General features: G+C 72.0%; 17 protein-coding genes. 9 read left to right on the top strand and 8 right to left on the bottom strand.

Translation table 11 applies throughout. The annotated features are described in order from the left end of the window. Nucleotides 1–38: 38 nt before the first annotated feature. Entirely contained in the window at nucleotides 39–1,001 is a 963-nt protein-coding gene (locus EDF19_RS12165; protein WP_260217138.1) for a sugar-binding transcriptional regulator, read from the bottom strand. A gap of 191 nt (nucleotides 1,002–1,192) precedes the next feature. Here EDF19_RS12165 and EDF19_RS12160 point away from each other — a divergent pair, with 191 nt between their 5' ends. Further along, a complete protein-coding gene (locus tag EDF19_RS12160; protein ID WP_123681146.1) occupies nucleotides 1,193–2,944 on the top strand; it encodes a glycerol-3-phosphate dehydrogenase/oxidase in 1,752 nt (583 codons plus the stop codon). An 88-nt stretch (nucleotides 2,945–3,032) separates the two neighbouring features. On the opposite strand, the gene EDF19_RS12155 is transcribed toward EDF19_RS12160, so the two are convergent. Beyond that, complete coding sequence (locus EDF19_RS12155) at nucleotides 3,033–3,689, bottom strand: histidine phosphatase family protein (RefSeq protein WP_123681145.1); 657 nt, start codon at nucleotides 3,687–3,689, stop codon at nucleotides 3,033–3,035. A 132-nt stretch (nucleotides 3,690–3,821) separates the two neighbouring features. Further along, nucleotides 3,822–5,342 (bottom strand): MFS transporter, encoded by a 1,521-nt coding sequence (locus tag EDF19_RS12150; RefSeq protein WP_123681144.1) that lies wholly within the window; start codon nucleotides 5,340–5,342, stop codon nucleotides 3,822–3,824. A gap of 210 nt (nucleotides 5,343–5,552) precedes the next feature. Here EDF19_RS12150 and EDF19_RS12145 point away from each other — a divergent pair, with 210 nt between their 5' ends. Then, on the top strand, nucleotides 5,553–6,077 hold the full coding sequence (locus EDF19_RS12145) for a DinB family protein (RefSeq protein WP_123681143.1): 525 nt from the start codon (nucleotides 5,553–5,555) through the stop codon (nucleotides 6,075–6,077). Here EDF19_RS12145 and EDF19_RS12140 read toward each other — a convergent pair. Next, entirely contained in the window at nucleotides 6,074–7,036 is a 963-nt protein-coding gene (locus EDF19_RS12140) for a sugar-binding transcriptional regulator (protein ID WP_123681142.1), read from the bottom strand. The genes EDF19_RS12145 and EDF19_RS12140 overlap by 4 nt on opposite strands. Nucleotides 7,037–7,145: 109 nt before the next feature. Here EDF19_RS12140 and EDF19_RS12135 point away from each other — a divergent pair, with 109 nt between their 5' ends. The 4 genes from EDF19_RS12135 to EDF19_RS12120 all read left to right on the top strand — a co-directional run bounded on the left by EDF19_RS12135 (nucleotide 7,146) and on the right by EDF19_RS12120 (nucleotide 10,690). Continuing rightward, nucleotides 7,146–7,643 (top strand): ribose-5-phosphate isomerase, encoded by a 498-nt coding sequence (locus EDF19_RS12135; protein ID WP_123681141.1) that lies wholly within the window; start codon nucleotides 7,146–7,148, stop codon nucleotides 7,641–7,643. A gap of 80 nt (nucleotides 7,644–7,723) precedes the next feature. Next, nucleotides 7,724–8,791 carry an outer-membrane lipoprotein carrier protein LolA gene (locus EDF19_RS12130; RefSeq protein WP_185022813.1) on the top strand — a complete coding sequence of 356 codons (1,068 nt, stop codon included), beginning with the start codon at nucleotides 7,724–7,726 and terminating at the stop codon, nucleotides 8,789–8,791. 50 nt (nucleotides 8,792–8,841) lie between these two features. Continuing rightward, entirely contained in the window at nucleotides 8,842–9,804 is a 963-nt protein-coding gene (locus EDF19_RS12125) for an ABC transporter ATP-binding protein (RefSeq protein ID WP_123681293.1), read from the top strand. Beyond that, entirely contained in the window at nucleotides 9,791–10,690 is a 900-nt protein-coding gene (locus EDF19_RS12120; protein WP_395860112.1) for an ABC transporter permease, read from the top strand. The genes EDF19_RS12125 and EDF19_RS12120 overlap by 14 nt, the downstream gene beginning before the upstream one ends. Nucleotides 10,691–10,760: 70 nt before the next feature. On the opposite strand, the gene EDF19_RS12115 is transcribed toward EDF19_RS12120, so the two are convergent. The 4 genes from EDF19_RS12115 to EDF19_RS19510 form a co-directional block, all read right to left on the bottom strand. Further along, a complete protein-coding gene (locus tag EDF19_RS12115; RefSeq protein WP_123681139.1) occupies nucleotides 10,761–11,822 on the bottom strand; it encodes an NADP-dependent oxidoreductase in 1,062 nt (353 codons plus the stop codon). A gap of 156 nt (nucleotides 11,823–11,978) precedes the next feature. Then, nucleotides 11,979–12,908 carry a metallophosphoesterase gene (locus tag EDF19_RS12110; protein ID WP_123681138.1) on the bottom strand — a complete coding sequence of 310 codons (930 nt, stop codon included), beginning with the start codon at nucleotides 12,906–12,908 and terminating at the stop codon, nucleotides 11,979–11,981. 135 nt (nucleotides 12,909–13,043) lie between these two features. Beyond that, entirely contained in the window at nucleotides 13,044–15,620 is a 2,577-nt protein-coding gene (locus EDF19_RS12105) for an alpha-L-rhamnosidase (protein ID WP_123681137.1), read from the bottom strand. Nucleotides 15,621–15,681: 61 nt separating this feature from the next. Next, nucleotides 15,682–16,542 carry an AraC family transcriptional regulator gene (locus tag EDF19_RS19510; protein WP_123681136.1) on the bottom strand — a complete coding sequence of 287 codons (861 nt, stop codon included), beginning with the start codon at nucleotides 16,540–16,542 and terminating at the stop codon, nucleotides 15,682–15,684. A gap of 143 nt (nucleotides 16,543–16,685) precedes the next feature. Between EDF19_RS19510 and EDF19_RS12095 the strand changes: the two genes are divergently transcribed. The 3 genes from EDF19_RS12095 to EDF19_RS12085 are packed head-to-tail and all read left to right on the top strand — an operon-like array spanning nucleotide 16,686 to nucleotide 19,511. Next, a complete protein-coding gene (locus EDF19_RS12095) occupies nucleotides 16,686–16,877 on the top strand; it encodes a ferredoxin (RefSeq protein ID WP_123681135.1) in 192 nt (63 codons plus the stop codon). Between the two features lie 2 nt (nucleotides 16,878–16,879). Then, entirely contained in the window at nucleotides 16,880–18,181 is a 1,302-nt protein-coding gene (locus EDF19_RS12090) for an NAD(P)/FAD-dependent oxidoreductase (protein ID WP_185022812.1), read from the top strand. Nucleotides 18,182–18,209: 28 nt separating this feature from the next. After that, a complete protein-coding gene (locus EDF19_RS12085; protein WP_123681133.1) occupies nucleotides 18,210–19,511 on the top strand; it encodes a cytochrome P450 in 1,302 nt (433 codons plus the stop codon). Nucleotides 19,512–19,570: the final 59 nt, after the last annotated feature.

Below are 19,570 nucleotides of genomic sequence, written 5' to 3'. Positions count from 1 at the left end.
CTACGCGCGGCCACCGACAAAGTGGGTCACATGCTGACTCAGGGCTGCAGGATCGCCTGCCCGACGCTCTCGTCCAGGATCAGGTCGGTGATCAACCCGGCGGCGAGCGCGCCCCGCAGCGAAGCCGCCTTCGAGCGCCCGGCGACGACGCAGACCCGACGCGGCGCGCGCTTGATCGTGTCGAGGTCGGGTGCGCCGGCCCGGGCGTTCACCCCGATGTCCTTCCACGACCCGTCGGCCCGGTAGAAGACGGTCGAGACGTCGCCGACGACCCCTGCCTCCGTGAGCTCGTCGCGGTCCTCGGGGTCGAGGTAGCCGCCGGAGTACACGTGCGACGGCACCGGGGCCTGCGGGGCGCCGACACCGAACACGACCAGGTCCATCCGCTCGTGCAGGTCGAGCACACGGCGGATCGAACGCTCCCGGAACAGTGCCTCCTTCGTCGCGGGGTCGTCGAAGAACGCCGGCACCGGGAACTGCTGCACGAACGCGCCGTACGCCTCGCCGAACCGGCGCAGGATCTCGGAGGCGTAGACGATGCCCGTGGTCCGGGTGTTCGCGGCGCCGTTGATCTGCACGATCGTCGAGCCGTGCGTGGTCTTCGGCACGAGGTACCGGCTGACCGCGCTCACCGTCGAGCCCCACGAGATCCCGATCACCATGTTCGACTCGACGTACTGCGTCAGGATGCGTGCGGCGGACAGGGCGACCCGTTCGAGCCGGTCGACGTCGCTCGTGTGGTCCGGCACCGGGACGACGTGCGCGTGCACCCCGAACCGCGACCGGATCGAGCGGCTCAGTGCGGCGGCCTGGTCGAGGGGCGAGCGGATCTGGATGTCGACGAGTCCGGTGTCCCTGGCGTACTTCAGCAGGCGGGACACCGAGGAGCGCGACGTCGCGAGTTCATCGGCGATGGCGTCCATCGTCAGGTCCTGCAGGTAGTACAGGTGTGCGGCGCGCAGCGCCTGCTGCGTCCGCATGGGCTGAGCCGCATCGCTCATGGTGCTCCGATCTGTCGAACGCAACCATGCACGGACGTGCAGGGCCTCTGCAACCCCTGTCGCGCCTCCTGGCCGCCGGATCGCGCCGTGCGACACGTGTGCTGCACGTTCGTGCACGCGAGTTGCCCGGCCTCTCACCGAAGGCGCACGATCGTTGTCGACCCACGAACAGACGAAGGAAGCGACGAACCATGTCGAAGAAGACACAGCCCCGGAACACGGTGACCGCCCTCACCGAGCGCCCGAACGCGCAGGTCCTCGTCGTCGGCGGCGGCATCAACGGCATCGCCACGTTCCGCGACCTCGCGCTGCAGGGCGTCGACGTCGCGCTCGTCGAACGCGGCGACTACGCCTCCGGTGCGTCGGCCGCGTCGAGCCACATGATCCACGGCGGCATCCGCTACCTGGAGAACGGCGAGTTCCGCCTGGTGCGCGAGAGCGTGCAGGAGCGCAACGGCCTGATCCGCATCGCCCCGCACTACGTCAAGCCGCTGCAGACGACCATGCCGATCTTCTCGACGTTCTCCGGCATCATGAACGCCCCGCTGCGCATGCTCACGCACAAGCAGCGCTCCACCAAGGAGCGCGGCGCGATGCTCATCAAGATCGGCATGACGATCTACGACTCCTTCTCGCGCGACGGCGGCTCCGTCCCGAAGCACGTCTTCCGCACCAAGAAGGCCGCGCTCGAGGACATGCCGGCCCTCAACAAGGACCTGAAGTACACGGGCACCTACTACGACGCGAGCGTGCACGAGCCCGAGCGTCTGGCCCTCGACGTCCTCAAGGACGGCCTGGCCGCGGGAGCCGACAAGGCACGCGCAGTCAACTACGTCGAGGCAGCCGGCACCCGCGACGGCGGCGTCCTGCTCCGTGACCGCGAGACCGGCGACGAGTTCGTCTTCACGGCCGACGTCGTGATCAACGCGTCCGGCCCCTGGACCGACCTGACGAACGAGGCCTTCGGCGGCGAGACGAAGTTCATGGGCGGCACGAAGGGCTCGCACATCGTCGTCCACAACGACGAGCTGCTCGAGGCCACCAAGGGCCGCGAGCTGTTCTTCGAGAACGACGACGGCCGCATCGTCCTCATCTACCCGCTCAAGGGCCGTGTCCTCATCGGCACGACCGACATCGACGCCGACCCGTCGAAGCCGGTGACCACCACCGACGAGGAGATCGACTACTTCTTCGGGCTCGTGAAGCACGTCTTCCCGCAGATCGAGGTCACCCGCGACCACATCGTCTACAGCTACTCCGGCATCCGTCCGCTCCCCCGCCACGAGGACACCGCCCCCGGCTTCGTGTCCCGTGACTACCGGATCGTGGACACCCAGATCGCCGGGCTGCCGGACTCGACCGTGCTGTCGCTCGTCGGTGGCAAGTGGACGACGTTCCGTGCCCTCGCCGCGCACCTCTCCACCGAGGCGACGACCAAGCTCGGCATCGAGCGCAAGGTCGACACCACCGGTATGGCGATCGGCGGCGGCAAGGAGTACCCGACCACGGACGCCCAGCGCGCTCTCTGGATCAAGTCGCACCGCGACGGCCTCGACGCCTCGCTCGTCGAGGGGCTGCTCGAGCGCTACGGCACCCGTGCCGCCGAGGTCGTGGACGTCCTCACCGACGGCCCCGTCGAGCCGCTCGAGTCGGACCCGTCGCTCACCCGCGCCGAGGTCGCGTACTTCGCCCGCCACGAGCAGGCCGTGCACCTGGTCGACGTGGTGCTGCGCCGCACGAACCTCGCGTTCGTCGGTGGCGTGACGATCGACCTGCTCGACGAGCTGGCCGACGTGCTCGCCGAGACGCTCGGCTGGACGCCCGAGGAGCGTGCGGACGAGGTCCAGCGCACCCTCGACGTCCTGCGTGAGTCGCACGGCGTGATCGTGCCGCTGACGTCCGCAACGGCGTCGGCGTCGGCGTCGGCGTCGCAGCTCGCGTAGTCGACGCGACCACGGGACGGACGGGAGGCACGGTGCCAGCTGGCACCGTGCCTCCCGTCCGTTCGTCGGTCGCGTTCGCGACCGCGTGTCAGAACCGTTCGCCGGTCGGGTCCTGCGCCGTGCGGTCGATGAGCTGCTCGCCGCCGACGGGCTCGCCCTCCCAGTCGACGAGGCGCCAGCCGTCCTCGAAGGACCCCTCGACCTCGACGATGCCGGTGTTCTCGAGGTTCCGCTGCGTGCCGAAGTGGTCCGGCGTGTTGCGGGACGCCGCGCTCGCCCAGGTCCGGATCGCCGCGCCGTGGCTGAACGCCGCGGCGACCTCGACCCCCGACGCAACGATCTGCCGCACGGCGTCGTCGTAGCGCTCGAAGAACTCGGTGCCGCTCTCGCCGCCCGGCATCCGGGTCGTGCGGTCGCCGCCCGACCAGCCGTGCACGGTCGAGATGTAGGTCTGCACGGAGACCTTGTCGCTCTTGCCCTGCGTGTCGCCCGCCTCGATCTCGCGGAGGCCGGGCAGCGCCACCGGCTCGAGGCCGAGCGAGGCCGCGAGGGGCGCCGCGGTGATCTGCGTCCGGACCATCGTCGAGACGAAGAGGCGCTCGATCCCACGATCGGCGAGCGCCGCGGGCAGCGCATCCGCCTGCTGCTGGCCGAGGTCCGTCAGGCCGGGCCCGGGCACTTCGGCGTCGAGGACACCGTTCACGTTCGCGGGGGTCTGGCCGTGGCGGATGAGCAGCAGTCGCATGGATCCACCCTACGGAACGCCGCCGACGTCGCCCCGCCGCTCGGGGGGGGCGACGCCGCACGCGCTTTCCGACGAACCACGAGACGAACGACTCGTGGATCGTCGGAACATGCGCATGCAACGTCGCCAGGGTCAGCGCACGGCGGCCATCTCGCGCTCGCGGGCCTCGCGGGCGGCGTCCTCCGCGGCGAACGGCAGGTCGCCGAGGTCCAGGTTCGGGTTCGTGTCCTGGGTGAGCACGAGCTCCTTCGCCTCGGCCTCGGTCTCGACCGCCGGCATCGAACCGGGGAGCGGGCGACGCGACGACTCCTTCATGCAGAACACCCCGACGGCCCCGAGCACGCTCATCGCCATCAGGAAGTACGCCGGCGCGAGCTCGTCACCGGTCGCCGTGAGGAGCGCCTGCACGATGAGGGGTGTGGTCCCACCGAACACCGCGATCGCGATGTTGTAGGCGAAGCCCATGCCGCCGTAGCGGGTCGAGGTCGGGAACAGCGCCGGCAGCGAGGCGGCCTGGTTCGAGACCCACAGCGCCGTCATCAGGGCGAGGAGTGCGAGACCGAGCAGCGTCGACCACTGTGCGCCGTGACCGATGAGCAGGAACGCGGGGACGACGAGCACGACGGTCGTCGCGGCACCGATCCACATCACGACGCGGCGGCCGAGCTTGTCGGACAGCTTGCCGGTCAGGGGCAGCATCACGGCGAGCAGCACGAGCACCGGGATGGTGAGCAGGGTGCCGTCGAGTGCGGAGTAGCCGAGCGAGTCGGTCAGGTACGTCGGCATGTACGAGGTCAGGGCGTAGCCGACGGTGTTCGACGCTGCGACGAGCATGATCGCGATGAGGATCGGACGCCAGTGCTGCCGGATCATCGCGAGGACGCTCGCGGGGCGCTGGCCCGAGGCGTCGGCGCGGGCCTCGGTCACGGCCTCCTGCGCGGCCTGGGTCGCCTGGAACACCGGCGACTCCTCGATCCGGAGGCGGAAGTAGATCGCCACGACGCCGATGACACCGGCGGCGAGGAAGGGGAAGCGCCAGCCGTACGCGGTCATCGCCTCGTCGCCGAGCGTCAGCTGCAGCACCGTCACGACCGAGGCACCGAGCGCGAAGCCCATGTAGCTGCCGAAGTCGAGGATGCTCGCGAAGAACCCGCGTCGGCGGTCCGGCGCGTACTCGGTGATGAAGGTCGTCGCCCCCGCGTACTCACCACCCGTCGAGAAGCCCTGCGCGAGCTTCAGCACGACGAGGACGATCGGCGCGAACACCCCGATCGAGGCGTAGGCCGGCAGCGCACCGATCAGGAACGTCGACGCCGCCATCATGATGAGCGTCGTCGCGAGGACCTTCTGTCGGCCGATCCGGTCACCGAGCCGGCCGAAGACGATGCCGCCGAGCGGCCGGGCCACGTACGTCGCCGCGAAGACCCCGAGGCTGAAGAGGATCTGCACCGCGGGTTCGGCGGTGGGCAGGAAGACCTTCCCCATCGTGACGGCCAGGTAGCCGTAGACGCCGACGTCGTACCACTCCATCGTGTTGCCGACGACCATGCCGCTCACCGCGCGGCGCATCATGCTCTTGTCGACCACGGTGACGTCGCTCTCGCGCAGACGTCGGTGCGGCCGGGTAGGGGTATGGCTGGGATCGGAGCCCATGTCTCTCCTCGAGGATCGTGTCGAGCCAGCAGGGACCGGCTCGGGCCGGCGGAGACCGGCTCAGGAACAGCGAGCGACGTTACCGAGCAACCGAAATGTCATTGGCCGGTGATTCTCAGGCAGCGGCGTGTCACCCGAACGGGGGGAGCGCCCGATCCCCTTGTGTCCGGGGATCGACGAAGCTGAGTAACGAGGTCGTAACATCGGCCCATGGCGATCGAACCCGAGACGAAGAGCTGGACCTGGGTCATCGAGGGCACCTGCCCCGAGTGCGGCTACGACGGCACCGCGGTGTCGATCCGCGACGTGCCGGGCATCATCGACGCGAACACGACCGCCTGGCCGACCGAACTCGGCCGGGCCGACGTCCGTGAGCGTCCCGACGACCGCACATGGTCACCGCTGGAGTACGGCGCCCACGTCCGCGACGTGCACCGGAAGATGACCGAGCGACTCGCCCTCATGCTCGCCGAGGACGCTCCGACGTTCCCGAACTGGGACCAGGACGCCACCGCGGTCGAGGACCGGTACGGCGAGCAGGACCCGGCCGTCGTCGCACGGGAGCTCGGCGACGCGGCGCACCGCGCGGCCAGGGCCTTCGACGAGGTCCGTGACGACCAGCTCGAGCGCACCGGCCTGCGGTCGGACGGCAGCGCCTTCACCGTCGCGACGCTCGCCACCTACTACGCGCACGACCCCGTCCACCACCTCTGGGACGTGCGGCGCGGGCGTTAGGCCAGCGCGTCGAGCAGGGCGCGGGCCGTCGCGGCGTCCGACACCAGCTCGTTGACGAGCCCCCCGCGCACCGCGCCGACGATGCTGCCGACCTTGGCACTGCCGACGGCGACGCCGACGGCGTGCGGCACACCGGACAGGACCTCGCGTGAGGTCCGGACCATCCGGTCGCTGCCCGGGAACTCGATGGGCGAGCCGTCGGCGGCGTAGAAGTTCAGGCACACGTCACCGGCGGCCTGGTCGAACGCGGCATCCTCGACGGGGATGCCCCGCGCCAGGGCGTCGCGCGTCGGGGTCGGCGCCCCGATGCCGAGGATCGCGCCCTTCGCCCGGCTCCACAGTCCGACGACGTGCTGGAACGCGGGGTCCTCGTCGAGGGTCGAGCGCATCGCCGGGGACGGCAGCGCCTGGGCGAACAGGAACGCCGGGATCGCTCCGGAGTGCTCGGCGGCGGTGCGCGTGATCTCGTTCGTCTGGAACCACGGCATCGGGTCCGCCTGACCGCCGACGGTCGGCACGATCTGCACGCCGGCGAGCGGCGGCATCCCTCCACGGGCGACGTCGTAGACGGTCCGCCCCGATGCCATCAGCAGCGCGTCACCGGGCGCGAGGCCCATGCCGGCCACCGCGGCGGCCAGTGGCGCGGCGAGGTCGGCGCCGAGCGTCGCCGTGTGGGTGACCGCGGCGAGGTGGACGGCACGGAGTCCGAGCACCACCTGCAGCCGCTCAGCGAGCGCGACGGTCTCGTCCTGGAAGGGGTCGACGACCTCGATGCGGACGAGCCCGGCCTTGCGGGCCTCTGCGACGAGCCGGCTCACCGTGGGACGCGAGACGCCGAGGCGGGAGGCGATCTCGACCTGGGTGGCGTCCTCGAGGTAGTACATCCGCGCGGCCTGGTAGACGGTGTCGAGGGGGAACCGGGTGCGGGCTCCGTCCGGGGTGGGGGTCTCGGCCGACATGGTGCGATGCTACCGCGACACGCAACGCAGAAATTGTGTGCTGGACAGATGTCACAGGGCCGCGCAGACTGGGACGGCAGCCCACACCGGGCAAGGGAGGAACACACGCATGACGTACCGTCTCGTGATCGGCTCGGACGACGCCGGGTTCGACTACAAGGAGATCATCAAGCAGGACCTGCTCGCCGACGAGCGCGTGTCGGACGTCACCGACGTGGGTGTCGACGCGGACGGGCACACCGCGTACCCGCACGTGGCCGTCGACGCCGCGCGCCTGGTCGCGAACGGTGAGGCAGACCGGGCGATCCTGATCTGCGGCACCGGGCTCGGTGTGGCGATCGCGGCGAACAAGGTCCCCGGCATCCGTGCCGTCACCGCGCACGACTCGTTCAGTGTCGAGCGGTCGATCCTGTCGAACGACGCCCAGGTGCTCTGCATGGGCCAGCGGGTCGTCGGCGTCGAGGTCGCCCGCCGCATGGCGAAGGAGTGGCTCGGGTACGAGTTCGACCGGACCAGCGCGAGTGCGTCGAAGGTCCAGGCGATCTGCTCGTACGAAACGGGCACAGCCGACGGCAGCGCCGCGGCCGGCGTCGACGCACAGGCGTAGGGGCGCTCGAGACGCCCAGCGTCCTGTCGGGGGCCGGACGTACGGTACTCGCGACTCCGATGCTCCACGAGGGGAACCCGATGAAGAAGTCAGCCTGGCTGCCAGCAGTCATCGCACCGGTCGTCGTGGCCGGCGCCGTCGCCGCTCCGATGATCGCGAACGCCGCGAACGACCCGATCGCCGGCACGAACCCGAGCGCGGCGGACGTCATCGCCAGCATCGCGCAGTCCTCCGACGCGCAGTACTCGGGCAAGCTCGAGCAGACCAGCGACCTCGGACTCCCCGAACTCCCGACCGGCTCCGGCGGCTCCTCGCTCGAGGGCGACGCCTCCGACGTGCTCGGGTTGCTGACCTCGTCGCACACCGCACGTGTCTACGTCGACGGCCCGGACAAGCAGCGCGTGCAGCTGACGCAGCAGCTCGCCGAGCAGGACCTGATCCGCAACGGGTCCGAGGTGTGGACGTGGGACTCGAAGGAGCGCACGGCCACGCACGTGACCCTGCCGGAGGACGCCACGAAGGACCCGCAGGACGGCACGGCGACCCCATCGGACATCGCCGAGCAGGCCGTCGACGCGATCACCCCGAGCACGACGATCTCGAAGCCCACTTCGGTGCGCGTCGCCGGGCACGACGCCTGGCAGATCACGCTGACGCCGAAGTCGTCGGACACCCTGGTCGGCACGGTGCGCCTCGCGGTCGACCAGCAGACCGGACTCCCCCTCCGCGCCACGATCGAGGCCGCTGGCCAGGACGACCCGGCGGTGCAGGTCGGGTTCACGAGCCTGGACTACGGCGCGCCGGCCGCGCGGCTGTTCGACTTCACGCCGCCCTCGAACGCCAAGGTCGAGACGAAGGACCTGTCCGACGCCGACGCAGGCGACCACGCGAAGGGTGACGTCGAGCACGCCAGCGACGAGCCGACACTGACCGGCTCCGGGTGGAGCACGATCGCCGAGCTCCCCGCCGGCAGCGCCGACCAGGCCGACCTCGGCACCGACGCCTCGGGCCTGCTGAACCAGCTGACGAAGGCCGTCGACGGTGGCCGCGCCGTGCAGACCTCGCTCGTGTCGGTGTACCTGACCGACGACGGCCGCGTGTTCGCCGGCGCCGTGCCGGTGTCCTCCCTGGTCGCCGCCGCGAAGTGAGCGCGACCGACCCGACCGCCGCAGCGGGCGCGTCCGGGCCGGCCGCCGCGGTGAGCGCGACCGACCCGACCGCCGCAGCGGACCTCGCGATCCGCACCACGGGCCTCCAGAAGGTCTTCCGCAAGCAGCACGCCGTCGACGGCATCGACCTGTCGGTCCCGCGCGGCTCGGTCTTCGGGTTCCTCGGACCGAACGGGTCCGGCAAGACGACCACGATCCGGATGCTGCTCGGGCTCTCGAGCGCGACGGGCGGCACCATCGAGGTGCTCGGTCAGTCGATGCCGGGCGCCCTGCACCAGGTGCTCCCCCGGGTCGGTGCCCTGGTCGAGGGTCCGGCGTTCTACCCGTACTTGTCCGGCCGGGCGAACCTGCACCGCTTCGACGCCGCCGATCCGACCTCGGACCCGCGCAGTCGGAAGGAGCGCGTGGCCGGTGCCCTCGACCGGGTCGGGCTGACGCACGCCGCCGACAAGAAGGCGCACGCCTACTCGCTCGGCATGAAGCAGCGGCTCGGGCTCGCGAACGCACTCCTGTCGCCCCGTGACCTCCTCGTTCTGGACGAGCCGACGAACGGCCTCGACCCGCAGGGCACCCGCGAGGTCCGCAACCTCATCCGGTCCCTGGCGGACGACGGCACGACGGTGTTCGTGTCGAGCCACCTGCTCGCCGAGATCGAGCAGGTCTGCACGCACGCCGCAGTGATGCGGACGGGCAAGATCGTCGCGCAGGGGCCCCTCGACGAGCTGCGCGCCGCCGGTGCCCGCACGGTGACGGTCCGGACGCCGGACCTCGGGCAGGCGAGCACCGTGCTCACCCGCCTCGGCCTCGTGCCACGCCACGACGGCGGTGCCGAGGTCCTCGTCGCCGACCTGCCCCACGAGCTCCTGCCCGAGACGATCACCGCCGAACTCGTCCGCGCCGACGTCCGCGTCCGCGGGCTCACGGTCGGTGGCGGCACCCTCGAGGACCTGTTCGTCGCGCTCACCGGAGAGGGATTCGATGTCGCAGCCTGACGCGGCCGAGCAGACGACCGGCAGGCAGCAGCCCACGTCGCACCCGCACCCGCACCCGACCGCGCCCCGCCGGCAGCGCCCCTTCGCGCTGCTCGGCTCCGAACTCGCACTCGTGTTCCGCCGTCGCCGCACCTGGGCGATGCTCGGCGCCCTCGCCCTCGTGCCGATCCTCATCGCGATCGCCGTCCGACTGGCCACCGACGGTGACGACGGCGGCCCGGCGTTCCTCGGCGACATCACGAACAACGGCCTGTTCGTGGCGTTCACCGCGCTGACGGTGTCGATCCCGCTGTTCCTGCCGTTGACCGTCGGCGTGGTGTCCGGCGACACCGTGGCGGGCGAGGCGAGCCACGGCACGATCCGCTACCTGCTCGTGGCCCCGACCGGGCGGCTCCGCTTCATCCTGGTGAAGTACGTCGGCGCCGTGGCGTTCTGCCTCGCGGCGACCCTGCTCGTCGTGGTCGTCGGCGCTGCGATCGGGGCGGTGCTGTTCCCGATCGGCCCGGTGACGCTGCTCTCCGGCACCCAGGTCGGCGGCTGGTCGTACGCCGGCCGGGCCCTGCTGCTCGCGCTGTACGTCACGCTGTCGATGCTCGGGCTGTCGGCGATCGGACTGTTCGCGTCGACCCTGACGAGCGTGCCGGTCGGGGCGATGGCCGCGACGGTGGTGCTGGCCGGGGCGTCGCAGGTCCTCGACCAGCTGCCGCAGCTCGACTGGTTGCACCCGTTCCTGTTCTCGCACCAGTGGCTCGGGTTCGGGGACCTGCTCCGCGACCCGATCTCGTTCGACTCGTTCGGGTCGAACGCCGTGCTGCAGCTCGGCTACGTCGTCGTGTTCGGCGCCCTGGCGTACAGCCGCTTCGCCACGAAGGACATCCTGAGCTGACGGCGCGGCGCCCCCGCACGCGCGCCGCACGCGCGCCACGCGCGCCACACGAGTGCGACGCCCCCGCCCATCAGCTCGCCGGCGTCGCCGATCCCCCGGCCATCGTCTCCGTCTCCGAACCGCGCTCGTCGGCGTACCGGTCACGCAGGTCCCGCGCCTTCTCGGAGCGGTACCAGTCCAGCCGCGCACCGGTCTCGACCGTCTGCATCCCGATCACGACCTTGCCGCGCGACTTCATCTCGGCGAGGTCCTCGTAGGCCTCGACGATGTACTCGAACGGGTAGAAGCCCGAGATGAGCACCTGCACGCGACGGTCCTGCACCGCCTTCGCCAGCAGGGTCAGGAGTTCGCGGGCCTCCTCGTCCTCCGCAGGCGCACGGAGGAACCGGACCTCGACGTCGCGGCGTTCCTCGGAGGACACGAACCGCTCCGCCGGGATCCCGAGGCGCTCGGCCAGCACCTCGGCCTTGCTCTCGCCGTGGTTGTCGATGAACGCGGTGATCGGCCGGCCGTCGGCGATGTCACGGATGCGGGCCTCCTCGCCCTCGCCGTACGCGACCGGCAGCGTCCCGATCTGCCGCAGGTAGTCGTGGTTGCGCGGGCTGCCGAGCGCGATCACGGTGGCACCGGCGTCGTGCGCGAGCTGGCACTCGATGTGCCCGACCCCGCCGGCAGCGGCGGAGATGACGACGGTGTCGTCGGGACCGAGGCGGAGTGCGCGGACGATCGAGACGGCGGTGCAGCCCGCCAGGTACAGGCCGCCGGCGACCTCCCACCCGACGTGCTCCGGCTTCTTGATGACGGCGCCACGCGGCACTGTGATCCAGTTGGCGTGCGCCCCACCCTGCGGTGCGTGCCCCATCACCTCGTCGCCGACCTTGAGGTCCTTCACCCCGTCACCCCGCGCCCGCACGATGCCGGCGAAGTCGACGCCCTGGTGTGCCGGGAACTCGAGGTCGACGAAGTCGCGGAGCTTGCCCTCGCGGAGGAACCGTTCGATGTGGTTCAACCCCGCGGCGACGATCTCCACGACGATCTCGCCGGGTCCGGCCGACGGCTTCTCCTGGGGGACGAGCTCGACGACGTCGAAGTCCCCGTACCGGTCGTACTGCACTGCGCTGCCAGTCCGCATGGTGTGCTCCTTCGCTGGAGGTGTGGGACCGGCCTACTCGGTGTTCCCGCATGCAACCCGAGCAGGTGGGGTACCGGCCCGCAGACGCGACCGCAGGACGGACGGGAGGCCCGTGGCGGCGCCGCCACGGGCCTCCCGTCCGTCACGACGCGCGTTTCAGTGCTTCCCGGCAGCCGCGATGACGGCCCGCACCGACTCGGCGTCCAGGTGGAACGCGAGCGGATCGGCGTCCGGTCGCGGGACGCGCACCGGGGTCGACCAGACGGAGCCGTCCTCGGCGACGTCGACGACGAGTGCGCCGGCGTCGACGTACGCCTGCTCCTCGTCGTAGCGGCCGGTCACATCGGTGTCGTTCGCGACCCCGGGGGCGACGAGGACCGGGACACCGGCCAGCGCGCCGGAGAAGTGGTGGTGGTAGTGCCCGGCGAGCACGACGCGCACGTCCGAACCGCGGATCACGTCGGCGAGCGCCTCCGGGTTCTGCAGCCGGAGCGCGTCGTGGAGCTCGGTCGGGGCCGGCAGCGGCGGGTGGTGCAGGACGACGATCGTGCCGTGCGGTGCAGCGCCGTTCGACGCCCGGTCGTCGTCGAGCGCGGTGCGGAGCCGTTCGAGCACGGCGTCGCTGAGCTCGCCGTAGCCGGCACCGGGGACGCTCGTGTCGACGGTGACGATGCGGCGACCGGCGACGAGCGACTGCCCCCACACCGGCACGGTCGGCGGGTGGTACTCCATCGTGTGCATGACCGGGCGGCCACCCTCCCCCAGCACGTGGCCGTTCGCCAGCACCTGGCGGAACCCCTCGCGGAGGTCGTGGTTGCCGGGCACCGCGACGAGTGCAGCGCCGTGCCGTTCCGCCCAGCCGCCGACCCGCTCGAGGACGGCGGCGTAGGACTCGGGGCTGCCGTCCTCGGACACGTCGCCGGAGATGACGACGAGGCCGACGCCCGGCAGGTCGTCGACGCGGGCGAGGACGCTCTCGAGCGCCGCCGTCGTGTCGACCGAGCCCTGGTGCAGGGCGCCGTCGCCGGTCAGGTGGGTGTCGGAGAGGTGGAGGACGCGGAGGGTTCCTGGTGCGGGCGGCTGCATGCGCACCACGGTAGCCACGGTGGTGATGGGTGGGCTGGGCGGGCGTGGGCGGGCGGGTCGCGGGCGCTTCGCGGGCGCTTCGCGGGCGTGGCGCTTCGCGGGCGCTTCGTGAGCAGAAAAGGTCGGGTCAGGGCGTCAGACTCGACCATTCCTGCTCACGAAGTGACTCGTGCCGGGGCCGACGACGCGCTGCGTGCCGTCGGGCAGGACGACGTCGGCGTCGGAACCGGGCGGCACCGTCACGGTGAGGGACACGGTGCCGTCATCGGCGGTCCACGCCACCGCGGCGTCGCCGTACGGAGTCCGCACCGTGCAGGACGCCGACCCGACCGGCCCGCAGACCGCCGGCGCCACGGTGAACCGCCGCCATCCGGGCTCGGTCGGCCGGATCCCGGCGACGGAACCGGTGAGCCAGTCGTCGACCGTCCCGAGGAAGTAGTGCCCGTGCGACCGAGCGGCGAGGTCCCAGTGCTCGAACACCGACGTCGCCCCGGCCGCGCGCCACGCTCCCCACGACGGTGGCGTCGTCTGCCGCGCGACGGCGAGCGCGAGGTCTGCGTAGCCGGCGTCGGTCAGGACCGGCAGCAGCCACTTGGTCCCGATCGCTCCGGTGTCGAGGTGGTCACCCCGTGCGCGGACGTCGGCGGCGAGTGCTGCGGCGATGGCTGCACGGTCGGATGGCGTACGGACGACGTCGAAGGCGAGCGCGAGCACCTGGTGCGACTGCCGGAAGCCCTCGTCCCGTTCGCCCCGGACCACCCCGTCACGCAGGAACGCATCGACGAACGCCGCGCGGACGGCATCGGCAGCGGATCGTGCCCAGGAGCCGTCGCGCCCGAGCACCTCGTCGATCGCGGCGACGGTGTCCAGGATCCGGACGAGGAACGCGGTGGCCGGCACGCGGGAGTCCTCGGGCGGGTTGCCGCCGCCGGGGCTGGTGCCGGGGGCGACCCAGTCGCCGAGGATCGTGTCCGCGATCCCACCGGGTGACCGCTCGAGTTCGAAGCGGGCGTACTGCTCGATGACGTCGACGTGCCACTCGAGCACCGCCGGGTCCCCGGTGTGTCGGTACACGTCCCACGGCACGGTGACGAGCGCTGCGTGCCACACCGGCGCACGCGCGTCGACGCCGAACACGCCGGCGTTGGGGGCGATCAGTGCCGGCGGGTGTCCGGGCGACACGGTCTCGGCGAGGTCACCGACCCACTTCGTGAGCACCGCCGCGGTGTCGAGGTTCGTCAGGAACATGTCCGCGCCGACCGCTGCGTCGCCCGTCCACCCGTTCTTCTCGTACTTCGGGGTGTCGGTCGGGTACCCGTGCAGGTTGTTCTCCATCGTGTGCACGGTCGCGTCGTGCACCCACTGCAGCAGGGCGTCGTCGGTCCGGAAGTCCGCGGTCCGTGCGACGTCGGTGCGCACCACCCGGGCGACGACATCGGACGAGTCCGGTCCCCCGGCACCGGGCCAACCGGAGAGCTGCACGAACCGGAATCCCTTGTACGAGAAGCGTGGCTCCCACCAACCGCCGCGGTCGTCGAGGGTGACCTCGTCGGTCTGGAACCCGTCGGCGAAGTAGTGGTTGTCGTCATCGGCGTTCGGCAGCCCGTCGGCCCGGAGTCGCTCACCCGACCGGATCCGGACCGTGCTCCCTGCGGCACCGCTCGGCAGCCGGAGACGCACCCACCCGGCGATCACCCGCGGGAACGCCACGACCCACTCCCCTGGTGCCGCCTCGGTGACCGAGGAGGCCGCGAGCTCCTCGACGACCCGGATCGGCTGCTCACGTCGCGCCTCGAGCGCACCCGCGGGTCCGGGCACGACCGTGGCCGGTTCCGGTGCTGCCGCCAGGGACCCACCGACGCGACGGCGCAGGTCCGCCAGTTCGCCGCCGTACAGGTCGTCCAGGAGGATCGTGCCGGCCCGCGCGGTCCAGTCCGGACCGGTGGGCAGCACCTCCACGGCACCGTCAGCGCGTTCGATCCGGAGCACCGCACGGACCGATGGCTCCGCGTGCCACGGCGCCCGTTCCCACGCCCACACGTTCGCGTTCGTCATGCCGTGGAAGCCGCGGCCGAGTTCGAGACCGACCTCGTGCGCGTCCCCGTCGCCGAGCGTCGCCGTCAGGTCGTGCACGACGACCTGGACCCGGCGGTCCCAGTGGGTGGTGGTCGGCGCCAGGACCTCGTCGGTGGCGAGCGCCCCGTCGATCCGCACATCGGCGTGGCCCCCGACAGCGAGGGCGAGCAGTACCCGTTCGATCGGCGGTCCGGCCGGCACACCGATCGAGAGCACCGGCGCGGCGAAGCTGCCGTCCGCGCTGCGTTCACGCGGCCCCCGGCCGTCGTCGACGGCGTCACGCGCGGCGGCTCCGGCGCTGGCCGGGCCCCCGATCCACTGCGCACCGGACCACTCGGCGTCGGCGAGCGGCGCCGGGGTGAACCTGCCACGTGCCACGGCGACGCCCGTGGCGGACTCCACCCGGGCCTCCCAGGCGTGTTCGGTCCACGCGGTGAACCGCAGGCCGGACGGCGAACGCAACCAGGGCGTCGACGTCGCCGTGCGGCCGGAGTCCCAGACGACGTGCTCGCCGGCACGGACCACCACCTGCGTCGCGGTCTGGGTCTCGTCCGGACGCCAGGCGAACCGCAGGCCACGTTGTGCGGTCCCGATCGGATCGTGCTGGCCGTCGACGTCGTGCTCCAGGAGCTCCATCGCACCTCCAAGTCGGGTGAAACGATTCAGGACGATCCGAGCGCTGTCAACCCGTGCGGCATCAGGGCCGGATGCGGTCGGAGCCGTAGCGGCTCGGCGGGACACCGAACGCGGCGCGGAACACCCGTGAGAAGTACAGCTGGTCGGCGAACCCCACGGCCGCAGCGACCTCTCCGACCCGGAGCCCACTCGTCACCAGGAGCTCGGCGGCGTGCCGCATCCGGGTCTCCCGCACCCAGGTCGACACCGACGAACCGAGGTGTGCGGCGAACAGCCGGCCGGCCGTCGACTCGCTGCAGTCGCCGGCCGCAGCGATCTCGGCGACGCTCATCGGGCGCTGCAGGTTCCGGAGCACGTGGTCCGTCATCCGGTCGAGCGCGACCGGGACCGTCTCGTGTTCGCCGTCGCGTGCGGCGCGGGTCTCGGCGAGCACCACCGCCCCGAGCGCGCGGAACACCGATTCGTCGAACGGGCCGTCGGCGAACCGCTCGACGACGTACCGGCCGAGCGACCCGAGGCGACGCGCGACACCGCTGCGCCCCGGCCAGAGGATCGGGAGGTCCGCGCCGTCGGGGTCGTCGGAGCGTGCGGAGTCGTCCAGCACCTGGCCACCGGGCGCGTGCGCGACCTCGGGCACGACCGGCCGACCGCACGCATGGCGCGGGACGACGTGCACCGTGCCCAACCGGAACGGCGAGCGGCCGTCGGCGCGGTAGGCGACGTCGTGCCCCCACGGCAGCCGGAGGACGTCGCCGGCGGTCAGGTGGAACCGCTGCCCGGTGGACTCGACCACCCCGCTCCCGCTCAGCACCCAGAGGCAGCACACGCTGTGCACCCACAGGTGGTGGATCTGCTCACCCGGGCGGAAGCGGTACCAGTTCGCCGCGACGACGACGGGGCCGGCCGCAGCGCGTTCGTCCATGCGGACACTGTACGCATCGGTGCAGGTGGCCCAGCGTTGACCGGATCGTCCATGTTCTGCCAGCGGAACCCATGCCGCCGCCACCCGGTCCGACCGTAGCGTCGGGGCACCGGTCGACGGCGATCGGTGACAGGAGGACGACCATGCGGATCACCGCGGACACGGACATCTGCGTCGGGGCCGGGCAGTGCGCCCTGGTCGCCGGAGCGCTCTTCGACCAGGACGACGACGGCATCGTGGAGCTGCTCGACGAGCACCCGGGCGCCGCCGACGAACCAGCAGCCCGACGCGCGGCGGCGCTGTGCCCCGCACACGCGATCACCGTGCAGGACTGACCGTGCACGTGGTCGTCGTCGGGGCCTCGGTCGCCGGCCTGACGGTCGCCGAGGCGCTCCGGGCCGAAGGCCACAGCGGGCCGGTGACCCTGGTCGGCGACGAGCCCCACGTGCCGTACGGTCGCCCACCGCTCTCGAAGCAGGTCCTGACCGGAACGTGGGATGCCGATCGTGCGGCGCTCCGGACCGCCGCGGAGCTCGACGCCCTCGACGTCACGATCCGCAGTGGCGTCCGAGCCACCGGTCTCGAGCCGTCGGCACACCGACTGCTGACCGATGCCGGCCCGATCGCGTACGACGTGCTCGTCGTCGCCACCGGGACGACCGCGGTCCGACCCGCAGTACCGGGCGCCGAACGCGTGCACCTGCTGCGGACGCTCGACGACGCCGTCCGGCTGCGTGCCGCGTGGGCGTCGGCCGAGCGGGTCGTGGTCATCGGCAGCGGGGTGCTCGCGTCCGAGATCGCCTCGGCGGCTCGAGGCAGCGAGCGTGCGGTCACGATGGTCGGACGTCGTGGCGGACTGTCGTTCGGCACGGTCGGACTCGCGCTGTCCGACCGGCTCACCGCGCTGCACCGGGCCGCCGGCGTCACGGTCGAACCGAGCGCCGGGGCACGGGCGGTCGAGGGCACGGGGACCGACGACACGGGGCGCGGCGGCACGGGGCGCGGCGGCACGGGGTGCGGCGGCACGGCGGTCGTGCTCGGCGACGGTCGGCGCGTGCCGGCCGACGTCGTCGTGGCCGCGACCGGCGGACGCCCGAACACGGCCTGGCTCGCCGGCTCCGGGGTGGTCGTCGACGACGGCGTCTGCTGCGACGCGCGCGGGGTCGCGGCGCCCGACGTCTTCGCGATCGGCGACGTGGCGCGGTGGGCGGCGCCCGGGCTCGTCCGGGCACCGGCTCCCACGTCCAGCGTGTCACTGCCGCCCCGCGTCGAGCACCAGACCAACGCGATCGAGCAGGCCCTGTCCGTCGCCGCGACCATCACCGGCCGCGACGACCAGACCGAGCGCGTGCCGTTCTTCTGGTCCGAGGTGCACGGCGTGCTCGTGCAGGCAGCCGGCACCTTCGACCCCGCCACCCCGCTCGAACCGTGGGACGACGACCCGGCCGTCCTCGTGCAGCACTCCGACGACCGCGGCAGCGCCGACGACCTCGGCGGAGCCGGCGACCGCGGCAGTACCGGCGACCGCGGCGGTACCGGCGACCGCGCGGCCACGGGCGTCGTCGGTTGGGGTGCACCGCGGTCCTTCCGACGCGCACGACGGCTCCTGGTGGCCGGCATCCCGACACCCACCCGATGACCCGCACCGCCCCGACCCGGAGGACCCCGTGACCACTTCGACCGAACCCACCACCTGCCCGTTCGCGCACGCACGCACCCTGCCCGTGGACGGCACGCCGCTCGCCCCGTCGCCGACCCTCGCCGCGTGGCGCGCGTCGGACGCCGCGGTACCGCTCGAGTACCAGGACGGCCACGTCGGCTTGGTCGTGACCCGGTGGGAGGCCGCGCGAGCGGTGCTCGGCGACCCGCGCTTCAGCCAGCTGCCGCACCGCATGCCACGGAGCGACGCCGCACCGGCCCACGACCCGGCGCACGCAACCACGGCGCCTCCACCGGACACGCTCGACGACGACGCGCGCCGGTCGATCGACGCCGCCAACCTGCTCGCCCTGGACGGCGACGTCCACCAGCGGATGCGCCGCGGCGTGACGAGCCGGTTCTCGGTGAAGCAGGTCCGTGGTCGCGAGCCCTGGGTGCACGAGATCGTCGCCGCACAGCTGGAGGCGTTCCGCGCGATCGGACCCGGTGCCGACGTCTTCGCCGACTTCGCCCAGCCGATCGCCGCACGGACGCACTGCCGGGTGATCGGGGTGCCGGACGACCTGGTGCCGCAGTTCGGCGAGCTGTTCGTCGACCAGGTGGCGACCACCACCACGCAGCAGCGGTTCGACCACATCCGGACGGTCCTCGACCGGCGGACTGGCGATCCCGGCGACGACGTGGTGAGCGACTTGCTCGCCTCGGACTTCGAGCGGTACGAGGTCGAGGGGCTCGTGTTCCAGCTCATGAGCGCGGGACACGACTCCGTCGCCTACCTGATCGCCACCGCCACGGTCGCGCTGCTCACGAACCCCGACCAGCTGGCTCTGCTCCGCGACGACCCCGACCGCATCGCGCCGGCCATCGAGGAGTTCATGCGCACCGGTGCGATGTTCCTGACCCTGTTCCCACGAACGGCGACCGAGGACATCGTCGTCGACGACCAGCTCATCCCGGCCGGCACGACGGTTTCGGTCTCGCCCGTCGGTGCGAACCGGGATCCGGAACGGTTCCCGGACCCCGATCGCCTGGACGTCGGGCGGGACGCCTTCGGGCACCTCGGGTTCGGGCACGGTCCGCACGGGTGCGTCGGACAGCAGCTCGCGCGGCTCGAGATCCGGCAGGCGCTCACGCAACTGCTCGCTGGCCTTCCCGGGCTCCGACTGCTCGACGCCGACCAGCTCCATCCGCTGCCGTTCGCGAACCCCGTCGCCACGTACGAGGCGGGAGCGGTCCATGTCGCCTGGGAGCAGCAGACCCCGCCGATCCCTCCGAAAACCGATCCCCATTCAATTTGTCCATCGATCTGAATTAATGCTGGCGCTCCGGCCCGGAGCGTCGTACATTTGTCGCCAGCCGCCCGGTGAAA

The sequence above is a fragment of the Curtobacterium sp. PhB115 genome (assembly GCF_003752025.1).
Classification (GTDB): Bacteria; Actinomycetota; Actinomycetes; order Actinomycetales; family Microbacteriaceae; genus Curtobacterium.
Note: the sequence above shows the minus strand (reverse complement) of the source record. Positions and strands in the feature narration are given on the sequence as shown.

What these genes read in the sequence shown, in the direction of transcription:
- EDF19_RS12165 (WP_260217138.1), bottom strand. Translation starts at nt 1,001, where the DNA reads ATGAGCGATGCGGCTCAGCCCATGCGGACGCAGCAGGCGCTGCGCGCC.
- EDF19_RS12160 (WP_123681146.1), top strand. Translation starts at nt 1,193, where the DNA reads ATGTCGAAGAAGACACAGCCCCGGAACACGGTGACCGCCCTCACCGAG.
- EDF19_RS12155 (WP_123681145.1), bottom strand. Translation starts at nt 3,689, where the DNA reads ATGCGACTGCTGCTCATCCGCCACGGCCAGACCCCCGCGAACGTGAAC.
- EDF19_RS12150 (WP_123681144.1), bottom strand. Translation starts at nt 5,342, where the DNA reads ATGGGCTCCGATCCCAGCCATACCCCTACCCGGCCGCACCGACGTCTG.
- EDF19_RS12145 (WP_123681143.1), top strand. Translation starts at nt 5,553, where the DNA reads ATGGCGATCGAACCCGAGACGAAGAGCTGGACCTGGGTCATCGAGGGC.
- EDF19_RS12140 (WP_123681142.1), bottom strand. Translation starts at nt 7,036, where the DNA reads ATGTCGGCCGAGACCCCCACCCCGGACGGAGCCCGCACCCGGTTCCCC.
- EDF19_RS12135 (WP_123681141.1), top strand. Translation starts at nt 7,146, where the DNA reads ATGACGTACCGTCTCGTGATCGGCTCGGACGACGCCGGGTTCGACTAC.
- EDF19_RS12130 (WP_185022813.1), top strand. Translation starts at nt 7,724, where the DNA reads ATGAAGAAGTCAGCCTGGCTGCCAGCAGTCATCGCACCGGTCGTCGTG.
- EDF19_RS12120 (WP_395860112.1), top strand. Translation starts at nt 9,791, where the DNA reads ATGTCGCAGCCTGACGCGGCCGAGCAGACGACCGGCAGGCAGCAGCCC.
- EDF19_RS12115 (WP_123681139.1), bottom strand. Translation starts at nt 11,822, where the DNA reads ATGCGGACTGGCAGCGCAGTGCAGTACGACCGGTACGGGGACTTCGAC.
- EDF19_RS12110 (WP_123681138.1), bottom strand. Translation starts at nt 12,908, where the DNA reads ATGCAGCCGCCCGCACCAGGAACCCTCCGCGTCCTCCACCTCTCCGAC.
- EDF19_RS12105 (WP_123681137.1), bottom strand. Translation starts at nt 15,620, where the DNA reads ATGGAGCTCCTGGAGCACGACGTCGACGGCCAGCACGATCCGATCGGG.
- EDF19_RS19510 (WP_123681136.1), bottom strand. Translation starts at nt 16,542, where the DNA reads ATGGACGAACGCGCTGCGGCCGGCCCCGTCGTCGTCGCGGCGAACTGG.
- EDF19_RS12095 (WP_123681135.1), top strand. Translation starts at nt 16,686, where the DNA reads ATGCGGATCACCGCGGACACGGACATCTGCGTCGGGGCCGGGCAGTGC.